The sequence below is a fragment of the Flammeovirga sp. SubArs3 genome (assembly GCF_947387565.1).
Taxonomy (GTDB): Bacteria; Bacteroidota; Bacteroidia; order Cytophagales; family Flammeovirgaceae; genus Flammeovirga; species Flammeovirga agarivorans.
Window position 1 is genome coordinate 25,145 of record NZ_CANDOA010000017.1, and the last position, 25,702, is coordinate 50,846.

Here is a 25,702-nt window from a genome sequence, read left to right on the forward strand (position 1 = left end):
TCATGAGTAAAATTACAATTACGCATCAACGAAATAAATGCATTGGCTGTAACTATTGTGTGGAGTTTGCTCCAGACAGATGGGTGATGTCAAAAAGAGATGGGAAAGCTACTTTGGTTGGTGGAGTCAATAAAAAAGGGTTCTACACTACAAAGATAAGTCCTATTGAACTAGACGAAAATGTAAAGGCTGCAGAAGCATGTCCTGTAAAAATCATAAAAGTCAAAGAGTTTTAGAACTGTTTTGATTTATATAAAGAGGTTGATATTTCGATAATATCAACCTCTTTTTTTTATTCGTTTAGAAATCAAATTTTGTCATCAGCTGAAATCTATTCGCTGTTCCCAAATTACTATTGGCTGTTCGCTGCGTACCTCTCATGTATTCAATACCTGTTGAAAAATACTTTAACGGTTGCCAAATTAAATTGATGTGTGAAATACCACCTGCTTTTAGTGCAAAAGGATCTCTTGAATCAGGAATATCCATTAACCAACCGTAAGCATAAGAGAAATTAGAAGATAATTTGTCATTCCAATGATGGGTGTATCCTACTAATGCAGAGAAAGACTGCATAGAAACTAACTGCCCGTCTTGGGTTAAAACAGCATTGGCATTACTTCCAATAAAGGCTAAGATATTTTCACCAGAGCCAATACCATAGTTTACATTCCAAGAAACAGAATTTTTTCTATCAATTTGTCGCTTACCGCCAAAAATTACATCCAATTGTGGAGTAGAAGCATTCATTCCCTCTGGGCCTCCAGTCCAATTTAATTGAGCTGCACTTGCTCCGAAGAATAGCTTTGTGTTTTTCTTATGGTAAACAAATTTCATTGAGATAAGAGGTAACTGTGCTTGGGCAACACCATGTAATGAATTAGGGTTTTCTATACCCATATTTTCCAAGTATTCAATACTTGCTCCAAACATCCAATTCTGATTGATATCAGTCTCATATCTAATCTGATTTGATCTCCCTCCAAATAATGCATCACCTGCAGCAAAATCGATAATAAAAGGAAGGGTTTCTAAGAATGTAAGATTGGTCCAAGTTTGTCCGAAAGTAAACCCTCCTACTTTTATATAAGCATGTCTCATTCTAAACTGATTTCCTGTAGCAGAAAAGAAATCCCCTTCTACAAACATTTGGACAGGCGTATTATTGACTTTACTTCTTACATCAAGGTTGATTCTTGTCTCTTTAGAAAAGAAACTGATATAACCAGAACTACCATAATCCGCTTCTCCTTGAACAGGAATAGTTGACATGAGGAATTGAGTTTTATCTCTAGTTCCATTAACATCATAGACAAAATCATTTTTCATATATCCTCCGATTTTCATTCTTACCTTTCCATTCCCTGAAACGGACCAAGAACCTGGAAAAGAAGGATCTTCCCATTCTACTGTATCTTTATTTTTGTTTAGTTGATCAGACACGAAGCCTTGTGCATATATATCACCTGCGAATAGTAAACAGGCAATAATGAATAGTTGAATCTTTTTCATATTACTGTATTACATTAGCGATTTGACGAACATACCTATGAACAGAATCATCTTGTCCATTTGTTGAAAAAAATACGATAACCAGGTCTTTTTCAGGAGAAACATAAATACCTTGACCTTGTAATCCTGCTTTCCAAAAATCACCATTGGACCAGACTGCATCCCATTGTCTTGAATTAGAAATCATGCTATCATCCTCTAATCGATCTATAAAAACAGGACCATCATATCCGTTCCTATAAAATTCCTTCGACCTTGTACCTTTTTGTATTTTCTCCAAAATCTCTGATGACACAACTTGCTCAGTAGCTATTTTATTCCAACTAGGCGTATACAACATACCCACTCGAGCCATGTCTCTTAATCTACTTGAAACGACACCATGTCCTAATGCTATACCATCAGGTGATAAGTGAATATTTAAAGAGGATTCAGCTCCTATTTTTGAATAAATCCTTTGATCTACAAATGCTGAAAATGGTTTTCCTGTCACAGACTCTACCAATAAAACTAGCATCTCAGTATTTGATGAACTGTATTCTAATTTCATCCCTGCCAGATTCTGATATTCTGCACTTTTTAGTACATCTTTTACTTTCTGATGCTCTCCTTTAAATGGTAAACCAAACCCTGCTAGAAATAACCTTGTCGCAATAGAATTTGAATCTGAACGTGTTAGATCATTCTCTCCTGAATTAAGCCCTGCTGTCATATCCATTATATCCTTCACTTTAATTTTACCATAAGCAGTATGCCTAAATTCATGGATATAATGTTCTATAGGTAATTCTTCATTTATTTTTCCATCTGAGATCAATAGATCAACGGCTAAACCTGGAATTATTTTAGCACATGACATCCACACATGATGGTCTTTTTCAGTCATCCCCTGATAATTCTCATAAACGATTTCACCTTTATGTACTACAAGAAACCCTTGCGCATAACTGTGAGGATGCACCATAAAATCATCTAAAGATATTTCTCCGAAGTGCTTTGTATTGGCTTTAACTTCTCCAATTTTAGTATCTAGATTAATCCCTAGCTCCATTGTTTCTTGTGTAGGTTCCAAGATGGATGTAGGAAATAATTCTGACGTTCTTAAGCCCCACCAAACTGCATCATCTCCACCTTTTAATAAATGAGACAGGTTATAATTTTCTCTAAATTTTTGAACTTGATTTTGAGTAAAACCATTTCTAAATTCTGAAATTGGAGTTCTATAATCTCCTTTTTGCTCATGAATATTAGCTCCTTGTGCGAACAGTTGAGAAATAGATATTCCTACTAACAATGAGGATAATAGTGTTTTTTTCATTTTGTAATTAAGATTGATTGATAGAACAAATATCTCACTCTAAACGACCAATCAATTGCACAAAAATTGATAGAAATTACACGTATTAATCAAATTACAGCAATTTGACTACGTATTAATTGCTGTATAAAAAAGCCCATTAAAATCAGTACGAATACCTCTTCTAATGAGCGATTTACCTATCTAAACATTTAATCTATTTTATTTTCCAGCTACTTTTTTAGCTACTGCTCTCATAAAACCTGGAGCTTTGTCAGATCTTTCATTTGGTGTATTAGAAAATACAAAGGCACAGAAATCTCTATCGGCATCTACATAAATACCTTGGTGCATATTTCCATGTTTGAACATACTTCCATCTGCCCATACATGGTCCCATTGTGCAGAATTTCTTTCTCCTTTTTCACCTGTCCATTCTATACTATATGCTTCTTTACTACTGAGAAATTTTTTTTATGATTTTTCATTCTATTACTTTTTGACTTCTATTTTATTAAAGAGGCTTCTTATTTCCCTTGATACAAAAGTCAATAAATTGGTATAGAATGATTTACATAAAATAAAAATCTATTTACATGAAAAAATCAAAACGGTTAAGTTGATACTTTTTTGGGTTTCCTTACTTTAACGTTCCTCTTATACTAGAAGGAGCATAACCAAAATGCTTCTTAAATGTTCTACTCAAATGTCCTACATGGCTATAGCCTAAGTCACTAGCAATCTCTGTTAGACTTTTATCCGTATATTTTACTTGTCTGTAGGTCTCTTCCGTTCTATGCTGATTGAAATATTGAAGAATTGGTAATTGATAAACAGCTTTAAAGTTTCTATTGAGTTTAGACACACTCATACCTAGTTCCATACTAAGGTCATTTAAGTTGGGTGGTTCGGTGTAATCTGTTAGGATTTTATCCTTTAATAAAACCATACTACTAAAATCATCAGGGTGGATCTTGATATTAGATTTTGTCATCAGATCATTTTCCATTTTTTCTTTTAAAGCTCCTAGAATATCTAAGGCTCTAGAGAAAAAAGAAAATTTCCGTTTCACTTTATTCTCATTCGATTTTACTAACTCATTGACATAACCTTCAATCTCAGGATCTAGTGTAAAGTAATGAAACCACGTCCCTTCAGTGCTAAGAAGTTTTTTTAGTTTAGATTCAAAGCCTTCATCAAAAAAATTAAAAACATCAAGAGGAAATCGAATTGTTACCCACTGACAATTGATCTGATAAGGATACTCGATATTAAATTGTTGATTAGCATTATAAATAAAAATGCCATCATGATTAAACTTTCTAAACTTATCCTCTTTAGAGTAAGTACCAGAATAGCCAATTCTTAAAATGATAAAGTGTTTATCGTCGTTGGGTTCATTAGAGAAAGTAACTTGTATATTACTATGAAAGTTTAGGTAACCAACATACATTCCATCCATGTATTTGAAGGATGTTATTTTTATGTTGAGGTCTTCATTATCTATTTCTAATTCTTCTCCATTCCAAGTACCCTCAAAATCATCTGCTAAGATCTCATAGCTATTATGAGGTGTATACTCACTGGATTCTATATTATAATTCTTCATTTTCTTGGTATCTATTTCACCCAAGAAATTAATAAAAATAATTAGTTTATTGAATCTCTAACAAAAAAAGGTCAGGCTTAAAACTTAAACCTGACCTTTATATTATCTAAACGGCTGCTGCAACATTTCCTTTTTTCGGTTCTGCTGCCTTTTCTTTGCCTGATGATTTTTTCTTTTTCAACTGGATCACTCCTGTTGCATCTAGTATTTTGATAACAATATATGTTGGATCGATTTCATGCCATCTAATACCTCCAAAATTTGGTCTAGAACCATGTGCATGGTGGTTGTTATGGTATGACTCTCCCATCATTAGGAAATCAAAAGGTAAGAAGTTTGTCGATGTATCACTTACTTCAAAGTTTCTGTAACCATAGATATGAGCAAACCAGTTAATAATTGCTCCATGTACTGGTGCCATTAAGAAGTGGATTGGTAATAATAAAAAGATCCATGGAGATAAATCGAATGTAGAGTAACAGTATACATAAAATCCAATGTATGCAAAACTCCACCCTAAACGAGAGTACCAGCTACTTGCAATTTTATCAAATGAGTGCCATTCTGGAACATTCTTCGTGAATTTAGGATCTACCTCAACTTTACCTTTGCAAATATCAGTGTAAATATTTTTTGTTGTCCACATCATTGCAAATAACGATGGTGAATACTTCGGTGAATGAGGATCCTCTTCAGTATCCGCAAATGCATGGTGCATTCTGTGCATAATTCCATAACCATAGGCACTTAAATAGTTAGAGCCCTGGAAAATGTACGTAAGTACAAAGAATACTTTCTCCCACCCTTTAGACATTGTAAACATTTGATGTGCTGCATATCTATGCAAGAAAAATGTTTGGAAGAATAAAGAAGTGTACCAATGTATTATGAAAAATGCGATAATTACATACATAAATATAGTGTTTAAGGAACAGAAAGTCGTTTCAATTAATGAACTGATTCTACCCTAAAACAGTATAGGTTTCGTATTTGTGACAAAAAGGATGATTTTTTTCATCTTCCTTTCATAAATCACTCATAATTAGACACAAAAAAACCTACTCCAATACTATTAGAGTAGGTCTTTCCTTTATTTTTTATCAAATCAATTATCTACCCATCATATCTTGATAGCTAGTTTGGAAAGTAGATTGAGCTACTTTTAAGTTGTTTTGATAAACTTCTTTCAACTTCGTCAATTCAGTAAGGCTCTTACCTTCAACATCTTCCTGACCACTTTCTACAGCTTTGATTCGTTCTGTAATATCACTTACATTAGATTTAAAAATTTGAGAAAGTTGTTGTAATGTAATCAAGCTTCTTCTTGCTACGTTTTCAGTTCCTTTACCTGTTTGTGAATAGTAAGCTACATTCTCTGCATCTCTATTTACTAAAAGGTTGAAGATGGCATTCGCCTTTTCAATTTCTCCCAATCTATAATACAAGTCCATGTATTTCGGAGCATAGAAACTATAAGGAATTGTAGTATCTGGCACCATTTCTAAGATCCAGTCTAATACTTCCTTAGATTGCTTACGCTTTTCTGGAGAGTCTTCGATTAATGCATCATAGTAAAGTGTTTCAGCAAGACGATAAACGTTATTTCTAGTATTTGCACCAAACTTACGGTACTCATCATCATAATAAACACTTTCATCTTGTAAACCTCTGAAAGCAAACTTCTTGATATTATCAAGCATCACTTCAGTGTTCACTTCACCTACTTCACCTCCAACACCATCAATTGGTACTGGCAACAATCTATATGTCATACCTTCAAGATATAAGTATCTTCTTAGGTCCATATTAATTGTATTCGCTGAAGTATTATTGAAATAGATTGGACGTTCCCAATTATTCGTTGAGATTAAATCCAATAATGCTAATTCATTTTTGAATGTATACGTTTTATTGCCCTTCAGCTGCCAAGCCATTTTTGGTCTTACTAGAGCTTCTTTTCCTTTTGGAATAATACCGCTCTTAATTACAGCAGCACTATCAACATCTAAGATAAATGTTCTCGATAGATATTTAGTAGTAGATGATCCTCCTTGAAGTTGAACTTGAACTGCAGGATTGTTTTCATTTACATAATGTAAGAACGTAGTTAGGTTTACACCATTCTTTGCTCTATCATCTTCTACTAGTGGTATATAATCGTTTTTACCTTCAATGTAATTCTCTGGTGATATCGATAATGGAAGAGGAGCAGATTCATATTGTTGCTCTCTCATCTGATCTAAATACCAACCTGTACTAAAGTAACTTAATACAGCTACACGAACGTCGGTTCTAAAACCTTCTACATTCTGTACATACCATAATGGGAAAGTATCGTTATCTCCTCCTGTAAATAAAATAGCATTTGGAGCACATGAAGCTAAAGTATTTCTTGCTTGATCTACTGAATGCCAACGGTTAGATCTATCATGACCATCCCATCCATTAAATGCCATAATTACTGGAACAATGAAACTTATTGCAACACCTGCAATGGCTCCATTTTTACCCATCTTATTGGATAGTATTTCTGCTAATGCAAAAGCACCAAATCCAATCCACATGGCAAATGCATAGAAGGAGGCCGCATAAATATAATCACGTTCACGAGGTTCTACTGGAGGTGAGTTTAAGTAACCAACCAAGGCCACACCCATTGTAATAAATAGGATGCCTACTACATAGAAATTCTTTTCATCCTTTTTGTATTGGAATACTACTCCCAATAATCCTAAAAGTAAAGGAAGGAAATAGAAATTGGATCTTGCTTTATTCTCCTCTAATAATTCAGGGAGTTTTTGCATATCATCCCATGGGTATAAGAAAGCTGCGTCTTTTTCATCACTTTCTCTACCAGCAAAGTTCCACATAAAGTATCTTAGATACATATGTCCAATCTGGTATCTAAATAAGAACTTCAGGTTATCCACCATATTTGGTTTCTTTCCTGGCTCTATACCTGCCCATTGACGATATAGCTCTGCATGATGCGGTTGTCTAGAATACATTCTAGGTAACAGCATCATATCTTTTTTAGCATATACAGCTTTTGTCTTTTGATCATATACTTCGTAATAATCCTGACCAGCTCTATTTGCTTCTCTATATTTATCTCCGACAATCTCAGTATCTACATGTTCAGCATCATATGTTGGACCATATAACAACGGTCTGTCACCATATTGTTCACGTTTAAGATATGATACATAACCTAAAAGGTCATCGGGAGCATTTTCATTAATTGGAGTCAATTGGTTTGAACGAATAATAACCAATGTATAACTCATGTAGCCCACTAAAATGAAAGTTGTACCTAGAAGTAAGTTATTCAAGGTAATCATCTCATTCTTCTGAGTATAATATATACCGTAAGCTAAAGCAAAAACTAAAGTAAATGAGAAGAATAAACCACCTGTACCGAAAGATGCTCCAAATGTATTAACAAAAATGCGATCAATAAAGAAGGCAAATGATGGTAAACCAGGAATTATAATGATAATGATACCAAGAATAATAGCACCACCTGCAGCCATTGAAGCTATCGTACCTTTCCAAGTAATATTATTTGGATACTTTTTGTAGTAATAAATCATTGCTACAGCCGGTAAACAAAGTAAGTTTTCTAAGTGGACACCAATAGATAAACCGATGATATATGCAATCATGATTAACCATCTATTAGAAGACGCACTATCTTCGATATATTCCCATTTTAAGATAGCCCAGAATACCAATGCTGTAAACATTGAAGACATGGCATATACCTCTGCCTCTACTGCTGAGAACCAAAATGAATCTGAGAAAGTGTAGGCTAAAGCACCAACAAGGCCTGATCCAAATAAGATAATTTTATCTTTTGCATCGTATCCTTCTTTTTTAGGCTTAAGAATCTTCATACCTAACATTACTATCGTCCAGTATAAGAACAGAATAGTAAGTGCACTCATAAAGGCAGACTGGAAATTAATCCACCAGGCTACTTTTAATACATCACCAAAGGCTAAGAAAGAAAATAGTCTATTGATCAATAAGAATAATGGAGCACCTGGAGGGTGAGGAACCATTAACTTATAAGATACGGCAATAAATTCACCACAATCCCAGAAGGATGCAGTTTCTTCCATAGTAATAGTATAGACAGCTAGTGACACTAGAAAGGCTGTCCAACCAATCAAATTGTTTAGTCGCTTGAATTCGTTCATTCTTTTTGCTTTTTACAATGAGCGAAAATAGGGGAATTTCTGCAGTTGATAACACCTGCACACAGTTACCTATTCAAAATCGCTTGTTTCTTGGTCTAGTTTGAAGTTTTTTAACATACTTTATTAATAAATACCAATAGATTTTAAAAATCCAATGACATTTAAATCCGATAAATGATGTGCATGTAAGCCTGCCTTTTTGGCTCCTTCTACATGTTGAATAGAATCATCAATAAATAATGTTTTTGATTTATCAAGGTTATTTTCTGTGACAACCTTTTCAAAAATACTTGGGTGAGGTTTCCTATCCGACATTTCATATGAATAGTACCCTTTTTCAAAAAGACCTCTAAAGTCTCCAAAATCATTTCCTAAAGTATCTGAAACGATTTTATCAAAAGCCTGAATATGAATATCGTTGGTATTTGACAATAAGAATATTCTATAGTTTTTTGCCACTTCCTTCAACATCTCTACCCTTTCAACTGGTAAATCTAATAACATGGCATTCCAAGCTTCATCTATTTGATCATCTGTAAGGGGTTCATTTAGTAGTTCTTTGATTCCTTTTCTAAATGCATCAGAAGAAATATTTCCTTTTTCGTATTCATCAAAAAGTTCAGTTTGTTCCTTTTGAGTATAGAAAGGTTCTACTGGTTTTCCGATAATTTCTGAGAATTTTTCTAATGTATTTTCGTATCTTAAATTGAGAATTACTCCTCCCAAATCAAAAATGATCGTTTCGTAAGTCATTTTAATATATTAAAGTAAAATTATTGTCTATTTAAAATCAATATGTTAGAATTGAAACAATTCTATTTAACCCTTTAAAGATACCACTGTTTTCATATTTATGACTAATTATTTATTGACACTCTTATGTGTTTTAAGTTTTCTTATCCCTTTCACATCTATTGGCCAAAATAGTACAGGCGATGAAGAAGAAGTTTTAATGGAAAGCTATCCCAATGACCATGATTTTTACAACTTCTATATCTATGATAGTGTAGAGTATTCCCAGAGTACTCCTTACCACGCTTTACACACTCATTTAGATTTTCTGAAAGAAGATAATTACCATCCTAAAGTTGCTGCTCGCGTTTTTCCAACCAAAGTAGGAAACCTAGACTATCGTATCGAATTGGCCAATGAATTAAAACTAGTCTTTGCTGCAAAAGGAATTTATGTGAATACTCTAGATCTTCCATTAGAGAAGAATTATATAGAAAAAAACACACAGAAAAAGCGTTATATCATAGATAGCAAAATACCCGATATCTACTTGATAAAAGTCGGAGATCGTTGGAGATATTCGAGCTATTCTGCTTTAAAGGTGAGGTCAATCTTTGAAGAAGTTTATCCTTCTTATTCCAGAGAGTTCATCAAATTTATTTCCTCAGTTCATAAAGGACAAAAATATGTCTTAGGGCTCAAAGTGTGGCAGTGGGGAGCAATTTTAGTGCTTCTACTTGCATTATACTTGACATATTACATCAGTCAATGGCTATTCTCGGTTATAATTAGGGTCTTATTTTCTAAACAGGAAAACCCTAATATTATCCATTTACTGATAAAGAAATATAGCTCTCCTGTTGTTATTGCACTACTCTGTCTACTCTTCCATTTAGCATTACCATTACTACTTTTAGATAGTTACATTATGTTGGGACTGTCTATTGCCGTAAAATTTGTCTTTGGACTTTGTATAGCCACTTTCCTATTTAGAACCGCTGATATTTTAGTTGCTCAATTGATGTTTTCAAGAAAGCGGTTTTCAATTGACAGACATTTAGCACCAGTTCTAAGGTCTTCATTTAGATTAGTCGCATTGATGTTGGGTATCCTAAGTATTTTAAAAGTGATGGGATACAATATCAATAACTTGGTTACTGGTATTTCTTTCGGAGGTTTAATTATTGCTTTTGCTGCTCAGGATACTGTTAAGAATTTCATTGGTTCCATTATGTTGTTTACAGACAAACCTTTCAAAGTTGGCGATTCAATTATTGTCAAAGGACAATCAGGAATTGTTGAAGAAATTGGGTTTAGAACGACCAAGATCAGAACCTTCGACAACTCTTTAGTGAGTCTACCCAATAACCTTGCTGCAGACAATGACATCAATAATATGGGAAAAAGGCATTTCAGAAGATTTAGAACTATGCTTTCGTTAGAATATGGATCAGACAGACATAAAGTAAAAGAGTTTATTCAACAAATTAGAACTGCTATTGATGAACATGAAATCACAAAAAAAGAAGGGTATCAAGTTAGATTATATCAATTTGCTCCTAGTTCGATAGATGTTTTACTCAATGTATTTTTTGTGACTGACGATTATGACATCGAATTAAAATCAAGAGAAGAACTCATGTTTACCATCATGGAAATAGCTGATAAAGTAGGTGTCAATTTTGCCTTCCCTACACAAACTATTCACCTGAGCTCAGAAGACAAAGAAGTTTAGAAGTTCTGCTCTTCATTTACTTTAAATGACAGTATTGAGTAAATGAAGAGTATTTTTTTATTTTTGCAAGTATATTTACTTCAAGAAGCTTTACGAAAAAAACGAACTTTTACGAACAATCATTTTACATGAATAAATTGCTGATTAGTTTCTTTTTATTACTGTTTTCATTCATAGCTCAAGCACAAGAACCTATCGAAAAGGACGATGCTAATGCTATTGAAAGTTACCCTAATGACCATAGTTTCTATCAATTTCTCACCTTGGATAGTATTGAATACTCTTTGAGTACTCCCTATCATTCTTTCCATACACATATTGATAATTTAGAGGACGATAGTTATTACCCAAAAATAGCTGCACAAGTATTTCCTCTTTCTGTAGGAACTTTAGAAGAGCGTAAAAAAATGGCTATAGAACTCAAAATGATATATTTAGCCAACAATATTTATATAAATAATATAGAGCTTCCTCTAACAAAAGACTTTAAAGATCCCAAGACAAAAACGAAAAGGTTTCAGGTCAGTTCTAAGATTCCAAGTATCTATTTAGAATATCAAAATGGTAGATGGAAGTATTCCAACTATTCTTGCAAAGCAATACACCAATTGTTTGTTGATACCTACCCCTCTTTTACCAGAAATGTCATTGTCTATACCTTTCAATTACAAAGATCTCAAGAAAAGTTTCTTGGCTTAAAAGTATGGCAATGGATGTCTTTCCTAGGGTTTATAATCATCAGTTACATCTATTATTTTTTTAGTATTTGGTTTACAAAGCAGATTGTTCAGCGTCTTTTACTTCGCATTAAACAAGAACAGTTGGCCAATATTATTATCCCAAAACTCAGACAACCAATCGCATGGGCTAGTATCATGTTAATTGCTTACTATTCTATCGCATTTTTACTATTACCCAACAATATATCATACATACTCACCTTACTTTTCAAAATCATTTTTGGAGTAAACTGTGGAATATTATTATATCAATTAGCGGATATCATCATTATTAGAATTGGTTCGTTTTCACAAAAGTCTGAAAGAATAGATACCAACCTACTACCGATTCTTAAAGTGATATTCAGGATTATTGCTATTTCCTTAGGGATCTTATTTATTCTGAATCTTCTTGGGTATGATATTACACACCTAATTACAGGTATTTCATTTGGTGGTGTAGCAATTGCTTTCGCCGCACAAGATGCCTTGAAAAATTTCATCGGTTCTGTGATGATTTTTGCAGATAAACCGTTCGAAGTGGGAGACTGGGTGAATGTAAGAGGACAAGAAGGTATAGTGGAAGAGATTGGCTTTAGAACAACTAGAATTAGAACATTTGCCAATTCCATTTTAAATATTCCTAATGGTTCTATGGCAGATAGTGATATTGATAACCTTGGAAAACGACAGTTTAGAAGGTTTAAAACAAACCTTTCTATTCCTTACGGTACGCCTCCGGATCAGATAGAATTGTTTATCAAGTCCATAAAAAAGGCTGTAGAAGACCACCCTAAAACAAGAAAAGATTTCTATGAAGTAAGATTGAACAACTTTTCTAGCTCATCATTGGATATTCTTTTGTATATTTTCTTTATCACAAAAGATTGGAGCGAGGAATTACAGGCTAGGGAGTACCTGATGCTTAAGATTTTACGTATAGCTGAGCAAATAGGAATTGACTTTGCATTTCCTACGCAGACTATCCATATTGCTCAAAATCATGATAACGACATCCATATTGCTGATCAACAACAATGAATAAAACAGATCAATCACCCAATCTAAACACCTCTACCAATACCTTTAAAATTTTTGAGGAAGCTTATCAATCAAGTGAATTACCAACATTTGGTTTGAATAAGGATGGGATTATTGTATTCTGGAATGAAGCAATGGTAAACTTATCTGATTTCTATCCAGAAGAAACGGTTGGAAAACATTACTCAGACTACTTACATATTTTCCATTTTGAGCAGAAATTTTCTCTTAATGGTTTAATGCAATCGTTACCTGCAAAAATTAAAGACCGAAAAGGACAAGTTTTGCAGTTAAAAATTGGAGGTGTTCCTGTTTTCAATGGTGATGTACAACACGCATACATCAATGTTCAAAACATTACAAAAGAGACATTTCACGTTCAGGAATTAGTGAAGAACAATATTCTCATGAAAGAGCTCTTTAGTTCTTCTAGAGAAATGGTTGTTGTCTTTGACAGAAAAGGAAACATCAGTTTTGCCAGTGAACCTTTTAAAAACTTGGTAAAACTTTCAGATACTGAATTAAAGCAACATCGATTTATAGATTTAGTTCCATCCGAACAACAATCAAGATTATTGGTCGGGTTGAAAATGGCAGAGGAATCTGTTATCGAACACAAAATGGAACTAACGTTGGAAAATGATTCTCAGAAGAGAATTACTGACTGCCATATAAATTATCGTCCTGATTCTAAAAATTGTTATCGTCTTCACCTCTTTGATATTACTGACAAGAAACGTAAAGAAAGAGAACAAGAAGTAAGTATCACTTTTGCGAAACTGCTTCAACAAAATTTCAATATCAAAGAGCTTTATGAAAAAGTATTCCTAGCCATGAAAATGGTCGTGGATATGGATAGCTTTTTATTGATTAGAAGAAAAGTATCAGGTGTTGGAATGCACATTCCTTTCAGTAGCCATACAAGAGCAGGAAATAAAAGTGTTGAAATCCCTGCCGGAGATTTTGCTTTAGCCATGGTAGATGTACTAAACAGACCTATGTTTATGTACAAAGAAGTGATTGAAAGGTTAGCAAAACAATACAATATAAAGCTCAATCAGGTCCCCGAAATATGGATGGGACTCCCACTGATTACTAATAATCAGAAAATGGGTATGATTGTCGTTCAATCGTTTACTGATAGAAAAGCATTTAGTAAACCTGACTTAAACCTTTTTGATTTAGCCACCGGTTTATTAGCTGCAGCGATTATAAGGGATCAAAGTCAATTGAAAGTACGTACACAAAGAGCTCAGTTAGAAGCAATCTTCGAAAGTGGAGCTCAAGCAATATGGACTTTCAATAAAAGTGGTACAATCACTAGGTTTAATCAACAGTTTTCTGATTACATCAAGCAATATTCGAATATTGAGTTGATGCAAGGGATGCTTTTAAAAAATATCATTCCGTTCACTCCAACTCTAGAGGACGATTGGGAAGGTATTCTAAAAAGAGTGTTTGATGGTGAATCTGTAACATTCGAATACAAGTTCACTACTTTCACTGGCGATGAACAATGGCATTCTATCACGTTAAATCCGGTTAGAATGCATAGTGGTGATGGTGAAATCATCCAAGAAATTGCCGGTGTAACTCAGAATATTACGCATAGAAAAAGAATGGAAATACACCTTGCGGATAGCGAGGAACTTTTCCGTAATATTTTTGAGACGCTACAAGATGTTTATTTCAGAACAGATTTAGAAGGTAAGTTCACTCTAATCTCTCCTTCAGTTAAGGATATGTTAGGTGAAGAGGCCATTGATGTTGTAGACAAACACGTCACAGAATATTATATCAGTGAATCTCACTTATCTCGACTAATGAAAGAACTTGCTGTAAGAGGTTTTGTAAAGAACTATGAAAGTACAGTAAGGAATAAAAAAGGAGAAGTTAGGTATATTCTATCCAACTTCCGTCTGATTTATAATAAAAATAAAGAGCCTATGGGAGTGGAAGGACTTGCAAGAGACATCACTCCTATTAAGCAATCTGAGCATGAATTAAGAGAAGCAAAAGACTTAGCAGAAAAGTCGCTTGAAGTGAAAAGACAATTCTTATCCAATATGTCACATGAGATTAGAACTCCTATGAACGGTGTCATTGGTATGGTTGACTTATTAACAACAACCTCTCTTAGTACAGAACAGAAAAAATATGTTTCTACAATCAAACGTTCATCAGAGATTCTATTAAATATTCTGAATGACATCTTAGACCTTTCGAAAATTGAAGCTGGTAAGATGGAATTACGTCCTCTACCAATAGATATTCGAACTACAATTTCTAAGTTGATTGCTCTTTTCCATCAGAATGCTAAAAATAAAAATACTATTCTCAGTTCGAATGTAAGCGAAACTGTTCCTCAAGTAATATTAGCTGATGAAACACGTCTTCTACAGATTTTATCTAACCTTACTTCGAATGCAATTAAGTTTACAGAAAATGGATCTGTTACAATTAATATCAACGGGGTTCAAAAATTTAATGGAATTTTCACCCTTATGTTTGATGTCATTGATACCGGATGTGGTATCTCTGAGATAGGTCAAGAACGCCTCTTTAAACAGTTTAGTCAGGTAGAGGATTCTTACAATAGAACAAAAGGAGGAACAGGGCTAGGTCTCTCAATATCACAGGAGTTATGTAATATGATGAATGGTGATATTGGTGTAGAATCTGAGATAGGAAAAGGTAGTACATTCTGGTTTACCATAGAGATAAAAGAAGTAAATCATCTAACACCTACTAACTCCACAGAAGAAGTTCAGGAAATATTTTCTAACCAAATTGCTGTCCAACAGCCGAACATACTTGTCGTAGATGATAACAGTGTCAATGTAATGGTAGCAGAAAGCATCCTTAAAAAAGCAGGATGTAATACGACATCTGCCAATAGTGGAAATAGGGCCATTGAAATTCTAGAAGAAGGGAATACATTTGATATCATATTTATGGACATTCAGATGCCTAATATGAATGGAATGGAAACAACGAAAAAAATACATGAATTATTTCCTACTCTTCCTACACCAATTATTGCAATGACTGCATTTACTTTGGTAGAAGAGCAACAAGAATTTTTAAATGCCGGTATGGATGGATTCCTACCAAAACCTATTAAAGCCCATGACCTGTTACAAAAAGTAGAAGAGATTATCTCTAACGATAGCACTTCTATAAATAGTGGTGAACAAGTAGAATACGAAGAAATTCAAGAATCAGAATTAGCAGCAGTAGCAGAAGACAGTCCAAGAACAGATCAAGACGTTGATCTAAATGGTGCTGTAATTATTGATTATGCTATTTCTGCAGAGTTAGCTAAATATGGAGGAGTAGAGTTGATACAACTTTCTTTTGATGATTTTATCTCAGAAGGTGATCAACTAATACACGATTTGATAGAAGCAAAAAATAACCTGAACATTGAAGAAATAAGATCTGTGATGCATACCTTTAAAGGTACTGCAGCAACCATAGGTATTATGAAGTTGGCAGATAAAGCGAAACAATCTGAACAAAAACTTAAAAACAATGATCAAACAAATTTAATGTCTGATATCGATGATGTCTTCTCGCTTTATGAAGAGTTTAAGATAACTTGGAATAAAAATTTAGGAGAATAACATAATCTTGAATAACTTCATATTAACAATTAAACGTTAATAATCCTTTCTTGTGTAACATAATTGCGGTTTAACCGTTTCGCTTTAAAAATAATAATCAATTACTATGAAAACATTTACTAAACTCGGAGGCGTTTTTACTCTTCTTTTTGTTTTAACCTTATTGTCATCAATTGAGAGCAAGGCCCAAGACCTTGAAACTAGAAAAAAGATATTGATCAGTAAAGATTGGACAATTACTGAGGTAAAGCGTGACAAGCTAACAGAACAAGAAGTATATGCTTTAGATGCAGGTAATCATTTACATTTTTCTATTGATAAGAAATTTGGTTTTAAGAACAATACCAATGAATATTTAGCAGGAAAATGGATCATGGGAAGCAAAAAAGAACTTTTATTAACACATGGTAAAGGTGATGGTTCCAACGATACTGCTTCATCAAGGTTCAAAATAGTAAAGATTTCTGAGAGTAAAATCATTTTGAAAAAACTGGATAAACCGAAGGGCAAATTCGTTTTACAATAAAAATCTATCAATCCTAAATTTATAAAATTTATACACAATGAAGTTCACTAGAACATTTACATTAGCTATCGCAATTCTATCTTTATTATTTGCTGGAGCTTGCTCTAGATCTGTTACAAGAGTTGATCCTAATCAGCAAATCGACATTAGTGGTAGATGGAATGATACTGACTCAAGACAAGTATCAAAAGATATGATCTCTGATGTAATGAGCCGTCCGTGGTTACCAAACTTTGAAAATTCAAAAAATAGAAAGCCTGTAGTGATTGTTGGAGGTGTTATCAATAAATCTCATGAGCACATCGAGGCTGAAACTTTTATTAAAGATATCGAGCGTGAATTCGTTAACTCTGGTAAAGTAAGAGTTGTTGAAAATGATCAGTTCAGAGCTCAAATCAGAGCTGAGCAACAATCTCAACAAGTAAATGCTTCTGAGGAAACTCAAAAAAGAATCGCTCAAGAGTTAGGTGCTGACTTTATCATGTTCGGTACTATCAACTCTACAGTTGACCAATTGAAAAAAGAAAAATTGGTGAACTACAAAATCAACTTAGAGTTAGCTGATCTAGAATCTACTGAGAAGGTTTGGATTGGTGACAAAGAAATTAAGAAATACATCAAGAACTAATCTTGATTACCCTTAAAATTAGATATCTCCTTATTGTTTTCGAACAGTAAGGAGATTTCACTATTTATTTTTCTACCGTAATTCTGCCTCAATTAAAAAATAGATGAAGTATTACCTACGTATTCTTATTTGTGCAATCGTAGCATGTATTGTTGTGGCTTGTGCTCCTACTTTTTATGAAAAGACATTCGAGCTTAACAAGGCACTAGCAGAAGGGAACTACGATCAGGCAGCTGTTATTATGCAGCAGAGTGAAAAGAAAATGAGCTCTGGCCGTTTGGAATTCCTATACTATGTAAATGCCGGTATGGTCGCTTCATTGCAAGAGAATTTCGATCAAAGTAATCAGTATTTTCAAAAAGCTGATCTATTTGTAGAGGATCACAAAAAAAATGTATTTGAGGAAGGAGGGGCACTACTTCTCAATCCAAATCTAACTACTTATCCTGGAGAAGACCACGAAAAGCTAATGATCAACTATTTCAAGGCCTTAAACTACCTTGAAATGAGACAATACAATGAAGCTTTAGTAGAGTGTAAGCGTATGAACCTACGTCTTCAGCAACTTAGTGATAAATACAAATCAGATAAAAAATACAAGAAAGATGCTTTTATCCATGTCATGATGGGTATTATCTATGAAGCATTTAATGATCCAAACAATGCATTTATCGCTTACAGAAATGCATTAGACATTTACCAAAATGAATACGCTGCATTATTTAATACTCCAGTACCTCAACAGTTGAAATTGGACCTTGTAAGAACAGCCCAAGAAACTGGACTTTATGATGATGCTGCCAGATATTCAAAACAATTCAAATTAGAAGTTGGTAAAGATGAATCGTATGCCAATTTAGTGCTACTTTGGAATAATGGTATGTCTCCTGTAAAAGATGAATGGGGGGTTAACTTTGCCGTCATCCAAGGTAAAAATGGTTGGGTTACTTTCGTTAATAAAGAGCTAGGAATGAGCTTCCCTTTCTACTGTGGTAACGATAAGCCTACTGTAACTTGGGTAAAAGCTGTATTCCCAAAATATGTTGAAAGAAAAAGCTTTTATAAAAGTGCCAAGTTATCAGATCAGGACCATACCTATCTGTTCTCTCATGCAGAAGATATTAATGCGATTTCATTTAAAGTTTTAGAAGAAAGAATGTTATTGGAGTTCTCTAAAACTTTATTACGAGTGGCAATGAAACAAAGTATTGCTGCAAAAGTATCACAAGAGAATGAAGGTTGGGGTGCCGCATTAAGTATTCTTGGTTCTGCTACTGAATCTGCGGATACTAGATCATGGCAATCGCTTCCTAAAGATATTTCTTACGTAAGAGTTCCACTAAAAGAAGGACAAACAAGTATTGATATTGAGCTTACCAACATCAAAGGTGGTAAGGAAAAAAGAACAATCGAGTTACCTAAATTTGTAAAAGGTGAAACAGTAGTATTACCTTATTACACATTGTCTTCTTTTGCTCCGCAAACTGCTTCTTACGGATTCTAATAATTTTGAGTTTTAACTAAAGGGAAATTTGAGGATTAAAAAAATCTTCATCTAATTTGTAGCTTAGATCACATCTAACAATCAAATGATAATTTCACCTTTACAAAGCTTAACAATATTTACGGTGTACGTAGTGTTTCTATTCTTGATCGCTTATTTGTCAAGTAGAAAAAGCACTGCCTACACCTTTTTTAATGGTAATAAAAACTCTCCATGGTATGCTGTTGCTTATGGCATGATCGGAACAACTTTATCTGGAGTGACCTTTATTTCTTTACCCGGAATGGTGAAAGCTGCCAATTTTAGTTATTTACAAGTCTGTTTTGGTTATATCCTAGGGTATTTTGTAATCGCTTACGTACTTATGCCCATCTATTATAATAGAAACTTAATTTCTATCTATGGGTATTTAGAAGAAAGGTTTAATACAACAGCATATAAAACTGGATCGTCATTTTTCTTAGTATCTAGAGCTTTACAAGCTGCCGGTAAACTATTTATTATGGCTACAGTTTTGCAAACTTTTATTTATGAACCTCTTGGAATATCATATATAGTCAACACAGCTATTCTTCTCTTAATTATTAGTTTATATACTCTAAAAGGGGGAATAAAAACGGTAGTATGGACAGATACAGTTCAAACTACATTTATGTTAGCTGCTGCGATTATTACCATATATATCATTTCTAATGTATTGGATTCTACTCCTATTGAATTGATGTATAAAGCACATGAGGAAACATCATATACTACCATCTTCAATTGGGATATCAACTCCCCTGGCTACTTCTGGAAACAATTCATTTCAGGTGCATTTCTTGCCATTGTGATGACAGGCTTAGATCAAGATATGATGCAAAAAAACCTTACAATTAAGACGCTAAAAAAAGCACAACTTAATATGGTTTCTTTTAGCTTTATTCTGTTTGTAACGTTTGCTCTATTTCTATGTTTAGGAGCTATTTTATACTTATATACGGATAGCATTCAATTTGAATTACCAAAAAAATCAGATCAATTATATCCTCTTATCGCCCAACATAAATTAGGGATCTTAGGAGCGAGTATCTTCTTATTAGGTGTTATTGCCTCTGCGTTTTCTAGTGCAGACTCAGCCATTACTTCATTAACCACAGCATTTTGTGTTGACTTTTTGAAGTTTGGGAAAGGAACACTTAGTGAAGAAAATATGGAAAAAACGAAAAAGAATATACATTTCTTAATCGCTTTTATATTATTTGTTTTTGTTATTTCATTTGATGCTATGAATAACTCAAATGCGATGGATACAATTTTAAAATTAGCTTCTTTTACTTATGGTCCGTTATTAGGTTTGTTCTCTTTTGGGATATTCATGAAGGAAAAATACCAACCAAGATGGATTCCTATTACTTGCTTAGTGGCTCCAATTCTTTGTTATCTTTTACAAACAAATTCTAGTAATTGGTTCAATGGTTATAAATTTGGTTATGAGATACTATTATTAAATGGACTTCTTACCTTCTTGGGCCTTTGGGTTTCATGCCTTATTAAACCTAATAAAAATGCTATAAATAGCTAATATTTGTGAATTGATACTCAATGGTTTGTCAAGAAGCAATTCTTAATCGTTTTATATATACATAGTAGAATTATACTTAACTTCTTAATAACGACAAACTATGAAATCACTCCATATTTTGATGAGTAGTATTGTCATTGGGCTCGTAACAACAAACTTATTCTTCTTAAAAGGTAATTTTTATAACCACTTTTCTTACAAAGTAAATAACGAATCCATACGGGTTTCTGGTATCAATTTGAACCTTTCTGAGGCTATCTCAGGAAAAGTTGGTGAGTTTGATAATGTGTTTATTAAAATTTCAAGTACCAATGAAATTAAACTACTTGATGTTTCTATAAATGAAGCAACGATTCATGCTGCTTCGCATGATGAATCAAATGCTAACCTTTATTTGATTGGGCTAACATTTCCATTAATAAATCATCAAAGGGCTACAATTATTAATCTTAAAAATTTAATCAATAAGAAAATACAAGAAGAAGGAAAGCATACTGTAACGCTTACTTTGAGAAATAAAAGTAATGAGAACAAAGAAACTGAAATCTATCAGAAAGAAATTGTAATCAATGCATATTAAAAAAAGCCATTTGAATTTAAACTCAAATGGCTTTTTTATCTATATAAGAACTTTTATTCTAACTCTTTTCCAAAGAATTCCAAAGTAGAATGGTATTCTTTATTTGGCTTTCTTGATCCACATAAAACCTGAATTGATGTTTCCTCTTTTGATGTATTAAATATCACAACATTCTTTTCAGATCTGTATATTGCTTTTTCTTGATCACTGTAAGACAAGATATATTGAGTATCAATTGCTTTCTCTAATGACGTGATTAATTGCTCAGGATTGTCTACTTTTTTTGTATTAATGGTTGATGAAATCCCAACATCATCACTTGAAGCAAAAGAGATGATTGACATTAATGACAATAGAACACCTAGAAATAGCTTAGAAAGATTTGTGATTATTTTCATCGTATTTAATTTTAATTCAATAGTTTATACGATAAAATGTTTCATCACAACTGTAAATACATCGTTAATTCCTCTTAAGAGAATTGCCAATATTCCTTAATACCTCTAAAGTTTTCAACTCTCCGAAGTTTTGTAATTGCATAGAATAAAACTTCACAAGTTTATCCATAATTTCTCTTCTAGTTACCAAAGGTAGAACGGGAGCTTCATGATAATCCAGCTTAATCAACTGATCTATTTGTCCCTTTAATACTTCATCTACATGAGCAGACACCTCGGTTTCTATCAACAACATTTCAGCGGAATAAATACCTATACCTAAATGATGACTTAACCTCAACATAAACTGTAAAGTAAAACAGTTCCAATTACTAGACATCTTATCTAGAGATACCAAGCTATACCTTAGAAATTCATATAATTCATCACTACCTACTTCATCTGATCTTAATACTTTTTCGAGTAATTCTGAAAGAAACGTAAGAATCATCGATTTCTGAGGTTGGATTTGGAAAGATAATAGAGCTTGATCAATGCGGACTTCTTTCACCATCTGTAGATTCATATTTGGTCTTTCATACACCTGTAAATCCAAGATATTTAAAGGGTGATAGAAAGATGCTTTATTCGAACGTTTACTGTAAGCTCCTTTTATTATATAATCCCTTCTTCCAAATTCTTTAGTGTAAATATGTACGATCAAAGAAGACTCCTGATACCTCATATTACTTAAAACTATACCCTTTGTCGATGCAATCATAAGTTTCTTAACTAATTCTACTGATGAAGTTAACTACAAAATCCTAAATTTGTAACTCAACCCTTTAGAATCTAAAAAATGATCCCTCAAGAGACCGTAGAAGAAATAAAACGTACACTGGATATTGTAGAAGTTGTCGAAGATTTTGTGCCTTTAAAAAAGAAAGGTAAATCTTGGATTGGACTATGTCCTTTTCATGTAGATAATACTCCTTCAATGTATGTGACACCAAGCATGAACCTTTACAAGTGTTTTTCATGCGGTGCTTCTGGTGATGCTATTAAATTTGTTCAAGAGAAAGAGGGAAAATCCTATGTTGAAGCCTTAAAGTACTTAGCTGCAAAATATGGGATCAAAATTGTTGAGAAAAAACGTTCACCTGAGGAAGAGGAAAAACATAAAAGGCGAGAAAGTATCTTCGTAACCATGAACTATGCTAAAGATTATTTCATGAGAATGATGCAAACTTCTGATGAAGGAAAGTCTTTAGGTTTAGGATATTTCAAAAATAGAAAGTTCAATGGAGATACTATTAATACTTTTGATTTAGGTTACAGTCTAGACTCTTGGGACTCACTAGAAAAAGATGCCACTCAAAAGGGGTATACAATTGAAGCATTAGAACTAGCAGGGTTAAGATCTGAAAATGAAAAGGGGAGAAAATATGACCGTTTTAGAGGTCGTGTGATGTTTCCTATTCATGATCTTTCTGGTAGAGTTATCGCCTTTGGAGCAAGAACCCTTAAAAAGGATGGAAAACCTAAGTATTTAAACTCTCCTGAAACTGAAATTTACCATAAAAGTGATGCTCTATATGGTATATATCAATCCAAAGATGCGATAAGAGTAAAAGATCGTTGTTACTTAGTTGAAGGTTACACCGATGTAATTTCTCTACATCAAGCAGGTATAAAAAATGTTGTCGCTTCTTCTGGAACAGCTCTGACTGAAGGACAAATAAAGCAGATCAAGCGATTCACCAATAATGTTACCGCAGTCTTTGATGGTGATGCGGCAGGTTTAAAAGCAGCAATTAGAGGTGTTGATATGCTCTTACAACAAGGGCTTAATGTTAGAGTCGTTCGTTTACCAGAAGGAGAAGACCCTGATAGTTACTGTGACACACTTGGAGGCGAAAAGTTTGCTGAATTTCTTAAGAAGGAAGAAACTGATTTTATCTTATTTACGGCGAGACTATACAGCGAAGAAGCTAAAAATGATCCTTTAAATAAAGCTGAGAAGATACGTGAAGTACTTAAAAGTATTGCGGTTATTCCGGACACAATTCAACAAGAAATTTTTATTAAGGAATGTGCTGACGTATTTGATATTTCTGTCGAAAGCTTGATCAACAACTTAAACGAGATCAAACAGAGAGAAATAGAGCGTATTGAGAAAGAAAAGAATAGAGCAAGAAGACCGTATGAAAATCCTACTGGTGGTTCGGTAGGAAATTCTGTAGCATCAATACCTCCTCCAATGAGCCCTTCTGATATTCCATCGGATATGCCACCTCCAATGGATATGCCTCCTCCGGCTATAGAACCAGATACTCATTTTTCTCCCGAATTTATAGATGCTCAACCTCCTACTCTTCCTCCATTAGGTGAAGAACATGAGAAAGCTAATAAAAAACAAGACTCATCTAATCCTAAAGGTAAGTTCGTTAAACTTGGTATTCATGAAGAGGAATTTATTCGTATCTTATTGTTATATGGCGACCAATATGTAGATGAAAATGTTGGGTATATCTATGAATACCTTTTCAATGAATTAGGATCAATGATGTTGGAAGATGAATTCTGCCAACAAATTCTTGTTGATTATAAAAATGAAACCGCCATGGGAGAAATTCCATCACTACAACATTTTAAAGAAAGATATAGTAGTGAAAATGATCTAAGAAACTTAAATAGAATTACCAATACAGGTGGTCATCAACCTAGTGTGGAATGGTTCAAGCGCCATAGGATTGTTATACCAAATAAAGATGAGAATTTAGGTCGCTTAGCCTATAATTCTTTATTACACTACAAAATGACATACCTAACAGATCTAATTGACAAGTGTCATGATGGTTTAACAAAAGCTGAAAAAAATATGGATGATGAGAAAATGATGGAGGCATTACACCTAATGACTCTATTAACTCAACAACGTAAAGATATTGCCAATCAATTAGGTATTACAATCAAATTATAATTTGATCTATTCACTTAATTTTGTTCTGATTATTTCCATAGTAAATTACTAGGGTATATCTTTGTAACTTATGTCCTAGTATTACGTCTATACTTTAGGAAAAGCAAATTCATACGAAAAACGATTATTTACATTACATATATCAAATGAGTAATTATCAACTTTCACATTTGGACGAATTGGAAGCAGAAGCGATCTACGTATTACGTGAAGTTTTTGCCCAATTTCAAAATCCTGCACTATTATTCTCAGGAGGTAAGGACTCAATTACAGTCGCACATTTAGCTAAGAAAGCATTCTATCCTGCGAAAATTCCTTTTACATTTTTGCATGTTGATACAGGTCACAATTTCCCGGAAACAATTCAATTCCGTGATGACTTAATCAAAGATTTAGGTGTTCGTCTTGCTGTTGGTTCTGTTCAAGAAGCAATCGATGATGGTAGAGTAGTTGAAGAAACTGGTGCAAATGCTAGTAGAAACAAACTTCAAATTACTGCACTATTAGATACTATCGAAGACGAAGCATTTGATGTATGTATTGGTGGTGGACGTCGTGATGAAGAAAAAGCGAGAGCTAAAGAACGTTTCTTCTCACATAGAGATGAATTTGGACAATGGGATCCAAAACGTCAACGCCCAGAATTATGGAACTTATTCAACGGTAAATACAGTCCTGGTGAGCACTTCAGAGCGTTCCCTATTTCTAACTGGACTGAATTTGATGTTTGGCAATATATCATGAGAGAAAACATTGAAATTCCATCATTGTATTTAGCTCATGAAAGAGAAGTGATTTGGAGAGACAACACTTGGTTGCCTATATCTGAATACACTACACTTCGCGATGGTGAAAAAGTAGAAACAAAAAAGATTCGTTTTAGAACATTAGGTGATATTACAATCACTGGTGGTATCGAGTCTGAAGCAGACACAGTTGAAAAAGTAGTTGAAGAAGTATCAGCTATGCGTCAAACTGAAAGAGGTAACAGATCGGATGACAAACGTTCTGAAACATCTATGGAAGATCGTAAGAAAGAGGGTTATTTCTAGAATCAAACAAAACAT

General features: G+C 33.6%; 20 protein-coding genes. 11 read left to right on the plus strand and 9 right to left on the minus strand.

The annotated features are described in order from the left end of the window. Positions 1-2 precede the first annotated feature (2 nt). A complete protein-coding gene (locus QL232_RS26465) occupies positions 3-236 on the plus strand; it encodes a ferredoxin (protein ID WP_281616415.1) in 234 nt (77 codons plus the stop codon). Positions 237-300: 64 nt separating this feature from the next. Here the strand turns inward: QL232_RS26465 and QL232_RS26470 are convergent, their stop codons facing one another. The 7 genes from QL232_RS26470 to QL232_RS26500 form a co-directional block, all read right to left on the minus strand. After that, entirely contained in the window at positions 301-1,512 is a 1,212-nt protein-coding gene (locus tag QL232_RS26470) for a DcaP family trimeric outer membrane transporter (RefSeq protein WP_281616416.1), read from the minus strand. A 1-nt stretch (position 1,513) separates the two neighbouring features. Then, on the minus strand, positions 1,514-2,830 hold the full coding sequence (locus QL232_RS26475) for a serine hydrolase (RefSeq protein ID WP_281616417.1): 1,317 nt from the start codon (positions 2,828-2,830) through the stop codon (positions 1,514-1,516). Between the two features lie 201 nt (positions 2,831-3,031). Next, the gene (locus tag QL232_RS26480) at positions 3,032-3,181 is read right to left on the minus strand and encodes a hypothetical protein (RefSeq protein WP_168883950.1); all 150 of its coding nucleotides are present in this window, start codon (positions 3,179-3,181) and stop codon (positions 3,032-3,034) included. Between the two features lie 268 nt (positions 3,182-3,449). Continuing rightward, positions 3,450-4,418 (minus strand): AraC family transcriptional regulator, encoded by a 969-nt coding sequence (locus tag QL232_RS26485; protein ID WP_281616418.1) that lies wholly within the window; start codon positions 4,416-4,418, stop codon positions 3,450-3,452. 106 nt (positions 4,419-4,524) lie between these two features. Further along, the gene (locus QL232_RS26490) at positions 4,525-5,331 is read right to left on the minus strand and encodes an acyl-CoA desaturase (RefSeq protein WP_281616419.1); all 807 of its coding nucleotides are present in this window, start codon (positions 5,329-5,331) and stop codon (positions 4,525-4,527) included. 196 nt (positions 5,332-5,527) lie between these two features. After that, positions 5,528-8,620 (minus strand): DUF2723 domain-containing protein, encoded by a 3,093-nt coding sequence (locus QL232_RS26495; protein WP_281616420.1) that lies wholly within the window; start codon positions 8,618-8,620, stop codon positions 5,528-5,530. A 123-nt stretch (positions 8,621-8,743) separates the two neighbouring features. Then, positions 8,744-9,373, minus strand: coding sequence for an HAD family phosphatase (locus QL232_RS26500; protein ID WP_281616421.1), 630 nt, complete (start codon positions 9,371-9,373; stop codon positions 8,744-8,746). Positions 9,374-9,473: 100 nt separating this feature from the next. On the opposite strand from QL232_RS26500, the gene QL232_RS26505 reads away from it, so the two are divergent. The 8 genes from QL232_RS26505 (at position 9,474) to QL232_RS26540 (ending at position 21,275) form a co-directional block, all read left to right on the plus strand. Continuing rightward, entirely contained in the window at positions 9,474-11,087 is a 1,614-nt protein-coding gene (locus QL232_RS26505) for a mechanosensitive ion channel family protein (RefSeq protein ID WP_281616422.1), read from the plus strand. Positions 11,088-11,215: 128 nt separating this feature from the next. Next, the gene (locus tag QL232_RS26510; RefSeq protein WP_281616423.1) at positions 11,216-12,847 is read left to right on the plus strand and encodes a mechanosensitive ion channel family protein; all 1,632 of its coding nucleotides are present in this window, start codon (positions 11,216-11,218) and stop codon (positions 12,845-12,847) included. Next, positions 12,844-16,473 carry a PAS domain-containing hybrid sensor histidine kinase/response regulator gene (locus tag QL232_RS26515; RefSeq protein ID WP_281616424.1) on the plus strand — a complete coding sequence of 1,210 codons (3,630 nt, stop codon included), beginning with the start codon at positions 12,844-12,846 and terminating at the stop codon, positions 16,471-16,473. The genes QL232_RS26510 and QL232_RS26515 overlap by 4 nt, the downstream gene beginning before the upstream one ends. Positions 16,474-16,579: 106 nt before the next feature. After that, a complete protein-coding gene (locus tag QL232_RS26520) occupies positions 16,580-16,999 on the plus strand; it encodes a hypothetical protein (RefSeq protein ID WP_168883942.1) in 420 nt (139 codons plus the stop codon). Positions 17,000-17,036: 37 nt separating this feature from the next. Further along, the gene (locus QL232_RS26525; RefSeq protein ID WP_168883941.1) at positions 17,037-17,627 is read left to right on the plus strand and encodes a penicillin-binding protein activator LpoB; all 591 of its coding nucleotides are present in this window, start codon (positions 17,037-17,039) and stop codon (positions 17,625-17,627) included. Positions 17,628-17,730: 103 nt separating this feature from the next. Next, on the plus strand, positions 17,731-19,131 hold the full coding sequence (locus QL232_RS26530; RefSeq protein ID WP_168883940.1) for a hypothetical protein: 1,401 nt from the start codon (positions 17,731-17,733) through the stop codon (positions 19,129-19,131). An 85-nt stretch (positions 19,132-19,216) separates the two neighbouring features. Beyond that, complete coding sequence (locus QL232_RS26535) at positions 19,217-20,695, plus strand: sodium:solute symporter (RefSeq protein ID WP_281616425.1); 1,479 nt, start codon at positions 19,217-19,219, stop codon at positions 20,693-20,695. 100 nt (positions 20,696-20,795) lie between these two features. Next, on the plus strand, positions 20,796-21,275 hold the full coding sequence (locus tag QL232_RS26540) for a hypothetical protein (RefSeq protein ID WP_168883938.1): 480 nt from the start codon (positions 20,796-20,798) through the stop codon (positions 21,273-21,275). Between the two features lie 53 nt (positions 21,276-21,328). On the opposite strand, the gene QL232_RS26545 is transcribed toward QL232_RS26540, so the two are convergent. Together QL232_RS26545 and recO are read right to left on the minus strand one after the other, a co-directional pair. After that, entirely contained in the window at positions 21,329-21,673 is a 345-nt protein-coding gene (locus QL232_RS26545; RefSeq protein WP_281616426.1) for a hypothetical protein, read from the minus strand. Positions 21,674-21,737: 64 nt separating this feature from the next. Continuing rightward, complete coding sequence (gene recO, locus QL232_RS26550) at positions 21,738-22,433, minus strand: DNA repair protein RecO (protein ID WP_168883936.1); 696 nt, start codon at positions 22,431-22,433, stop codon at positions 21,738-21,740. 78 nt (positions 22,434-22,511) lie between these two features. On the opposite strand from recO, the gene dnaG reads away from it, so the two are divergent. Then, positions 22,512-24,635 carry a DNA primase gene (gene dnaG, locus QL232_RS26555; protein ID WP_281616427.1) on the plus strand — a complete coding sequence of 708 codons (2,124 nt, stop codon included), beginning with the start codon at positions 22,512-22,514 and terminating at the stop codon, positions 24,633-24,635. Between the two features lie 146 nt (positions 24,636-24,781). Further along, the gene (gene cysD / locus QL232_RS26560) at positions 24,782-25,687 is read left to right on the plus strand and encodes a sulfate adenylyltransferase subunit CysD (protein ID WP_281616428.1); all 906 of its coding nucleotides are present in this window, start codon (positions 24,782-24,784) and stop codon (positions 25,685-25,687) included. Positions 25,688-25,702: the final 15 nt, after the last annotated feature.

Bases quoted from the DNA above. Each gene is read 5' to 3' on its own strand.
- QL232_RS26465 (WP_281616415.1), top strand. From the start codon at position 3: ATGAGTAAAATTACAATTACGCATCAACGAAATAAATGCATTGGCTGT.
- QL232_RS26470 (WP_281616416.1), bottom strand. From the start codon at position 1,512: ATGAAAAAGATTCAACTATTCATTATTGCCTGTTTACTATTCGCAGGT.
- QL232_RS26475 (WP_281616417.1), bottom strand. From the start codon at position 2,830: ATGAAAAAAACACTATTATCCTCATTGTTAGTAGGAATATCTATTTCT.
- QL232_RS26480 (WP_168883950.1), bottom strand. From the start codon at position 3,181: ATGTTCAAACATGGAAATATGCACCAAGGTATTTATGTAGATGCCGAT.
- QL232_RS26485 (WP_281616418.1), bottom strand. From the start codon at position 4,418: ATGAAGAATTATAATATAGAATCCAGTGAGTATACACCTCATAATAGC.
- QL232_RS26490 (WP_281616419.1), bottom strand. From the start codon at position 5,331: ATGTATGTAATTATCGCATTTTTCATAATACATTGGTACACTTCTTTA.
- QL232_RS26495 (WP_281616420.1), bottom strand. From the start codon at position 8,620: ATGAACGAATTCAAGCGACTAAACAATTTGATTGGTTGGACAGCCTTT.
- QL232_RS26500 (WP_281616421.1), bottom strand. From the start codon at position 9,373: ATGACTTACGAAACGATCATTTTTGATTTGGGAGGAGTAATTCTCAAT.
- QL232_RS26505 (WP_281616422.1), top strand. From the start codon at position 9,474: ATGACTAATTATTTATTGACACTCTTATGTGTTTTAAGTTTTCTTATC.
- QL232_RS26510 (WP_281616423.1), top strand. From the start codon at position 11,216: ATGAATAAATTGCTGATTAGTTTCTTTTTATTACTGTTTTCATTCATA.
- QL232_RS26515 (WP_281616424.1), top strand. From the start codon at position 12,844: ATGAATAAAACAGATCAATCACCCAATCTAAACACCTCTACCAATACC.
- QL232_RS26520 (WP_168883942.1), top strand. From the start codon at position 16,580: ATGAAAACATTTACTAAACTCGGAGGCGTTTTTACTCTTCTTTTTGTT.
- QL232_RS26525 (WP_168883941.1), top strand. From the start codon at position 17,037: ATGAAGTTCACTAGAACATTTACATTAGCTATCGCAATTCTATCTTTA.
- QL232_RS26530 (WP_168883940.1), top strand. From the start codon at position 17,731: ATGAAGTATTACCTACGTATTCTTATTTGTGCAATCGTAGCATGTATT.
- QL232_RS26535 (WP_281616425.1), top strand. From the start codon at position 19,217: ATGATAATTTCACCTTTACAAAGCTTAACAATATTTACGGTGTACGTA.
- QL232_RS26540 (WP_168883938.1), top strand. From the start codon at position 20,796: ATGAAATCACTCCATATTTTGATGAGTAGTATTGTCATTGGGCTCGTA.
- QL232_RS26545 (WP_281616426.1), bottom strand. From the start codon at position 21,673: ATGAAAATAATCACAAATCTTTCTAAGCTATTTCTAGGTGTTCTATTG.
- recO (WP_168883936.1), bottom strand. From the start codon at position 22,433: ATGATTGCATCGACAAAGGGTATAGTTTTAAGTAATATGAGGTATCAG.
- dnaG (WP_281616427.1), top strand. From the start codon at position 22,512: ATGATCCCTCAAGAGACCGTAGAAGAAATAAAACGTACACTGGATATT.
- cysD (WP_281616428.1), top strand. From the start codon at position 24,782: ATGAGTAATTATCAACTTTCACATTTGGACGAATTGGAAGCAGAAGCG.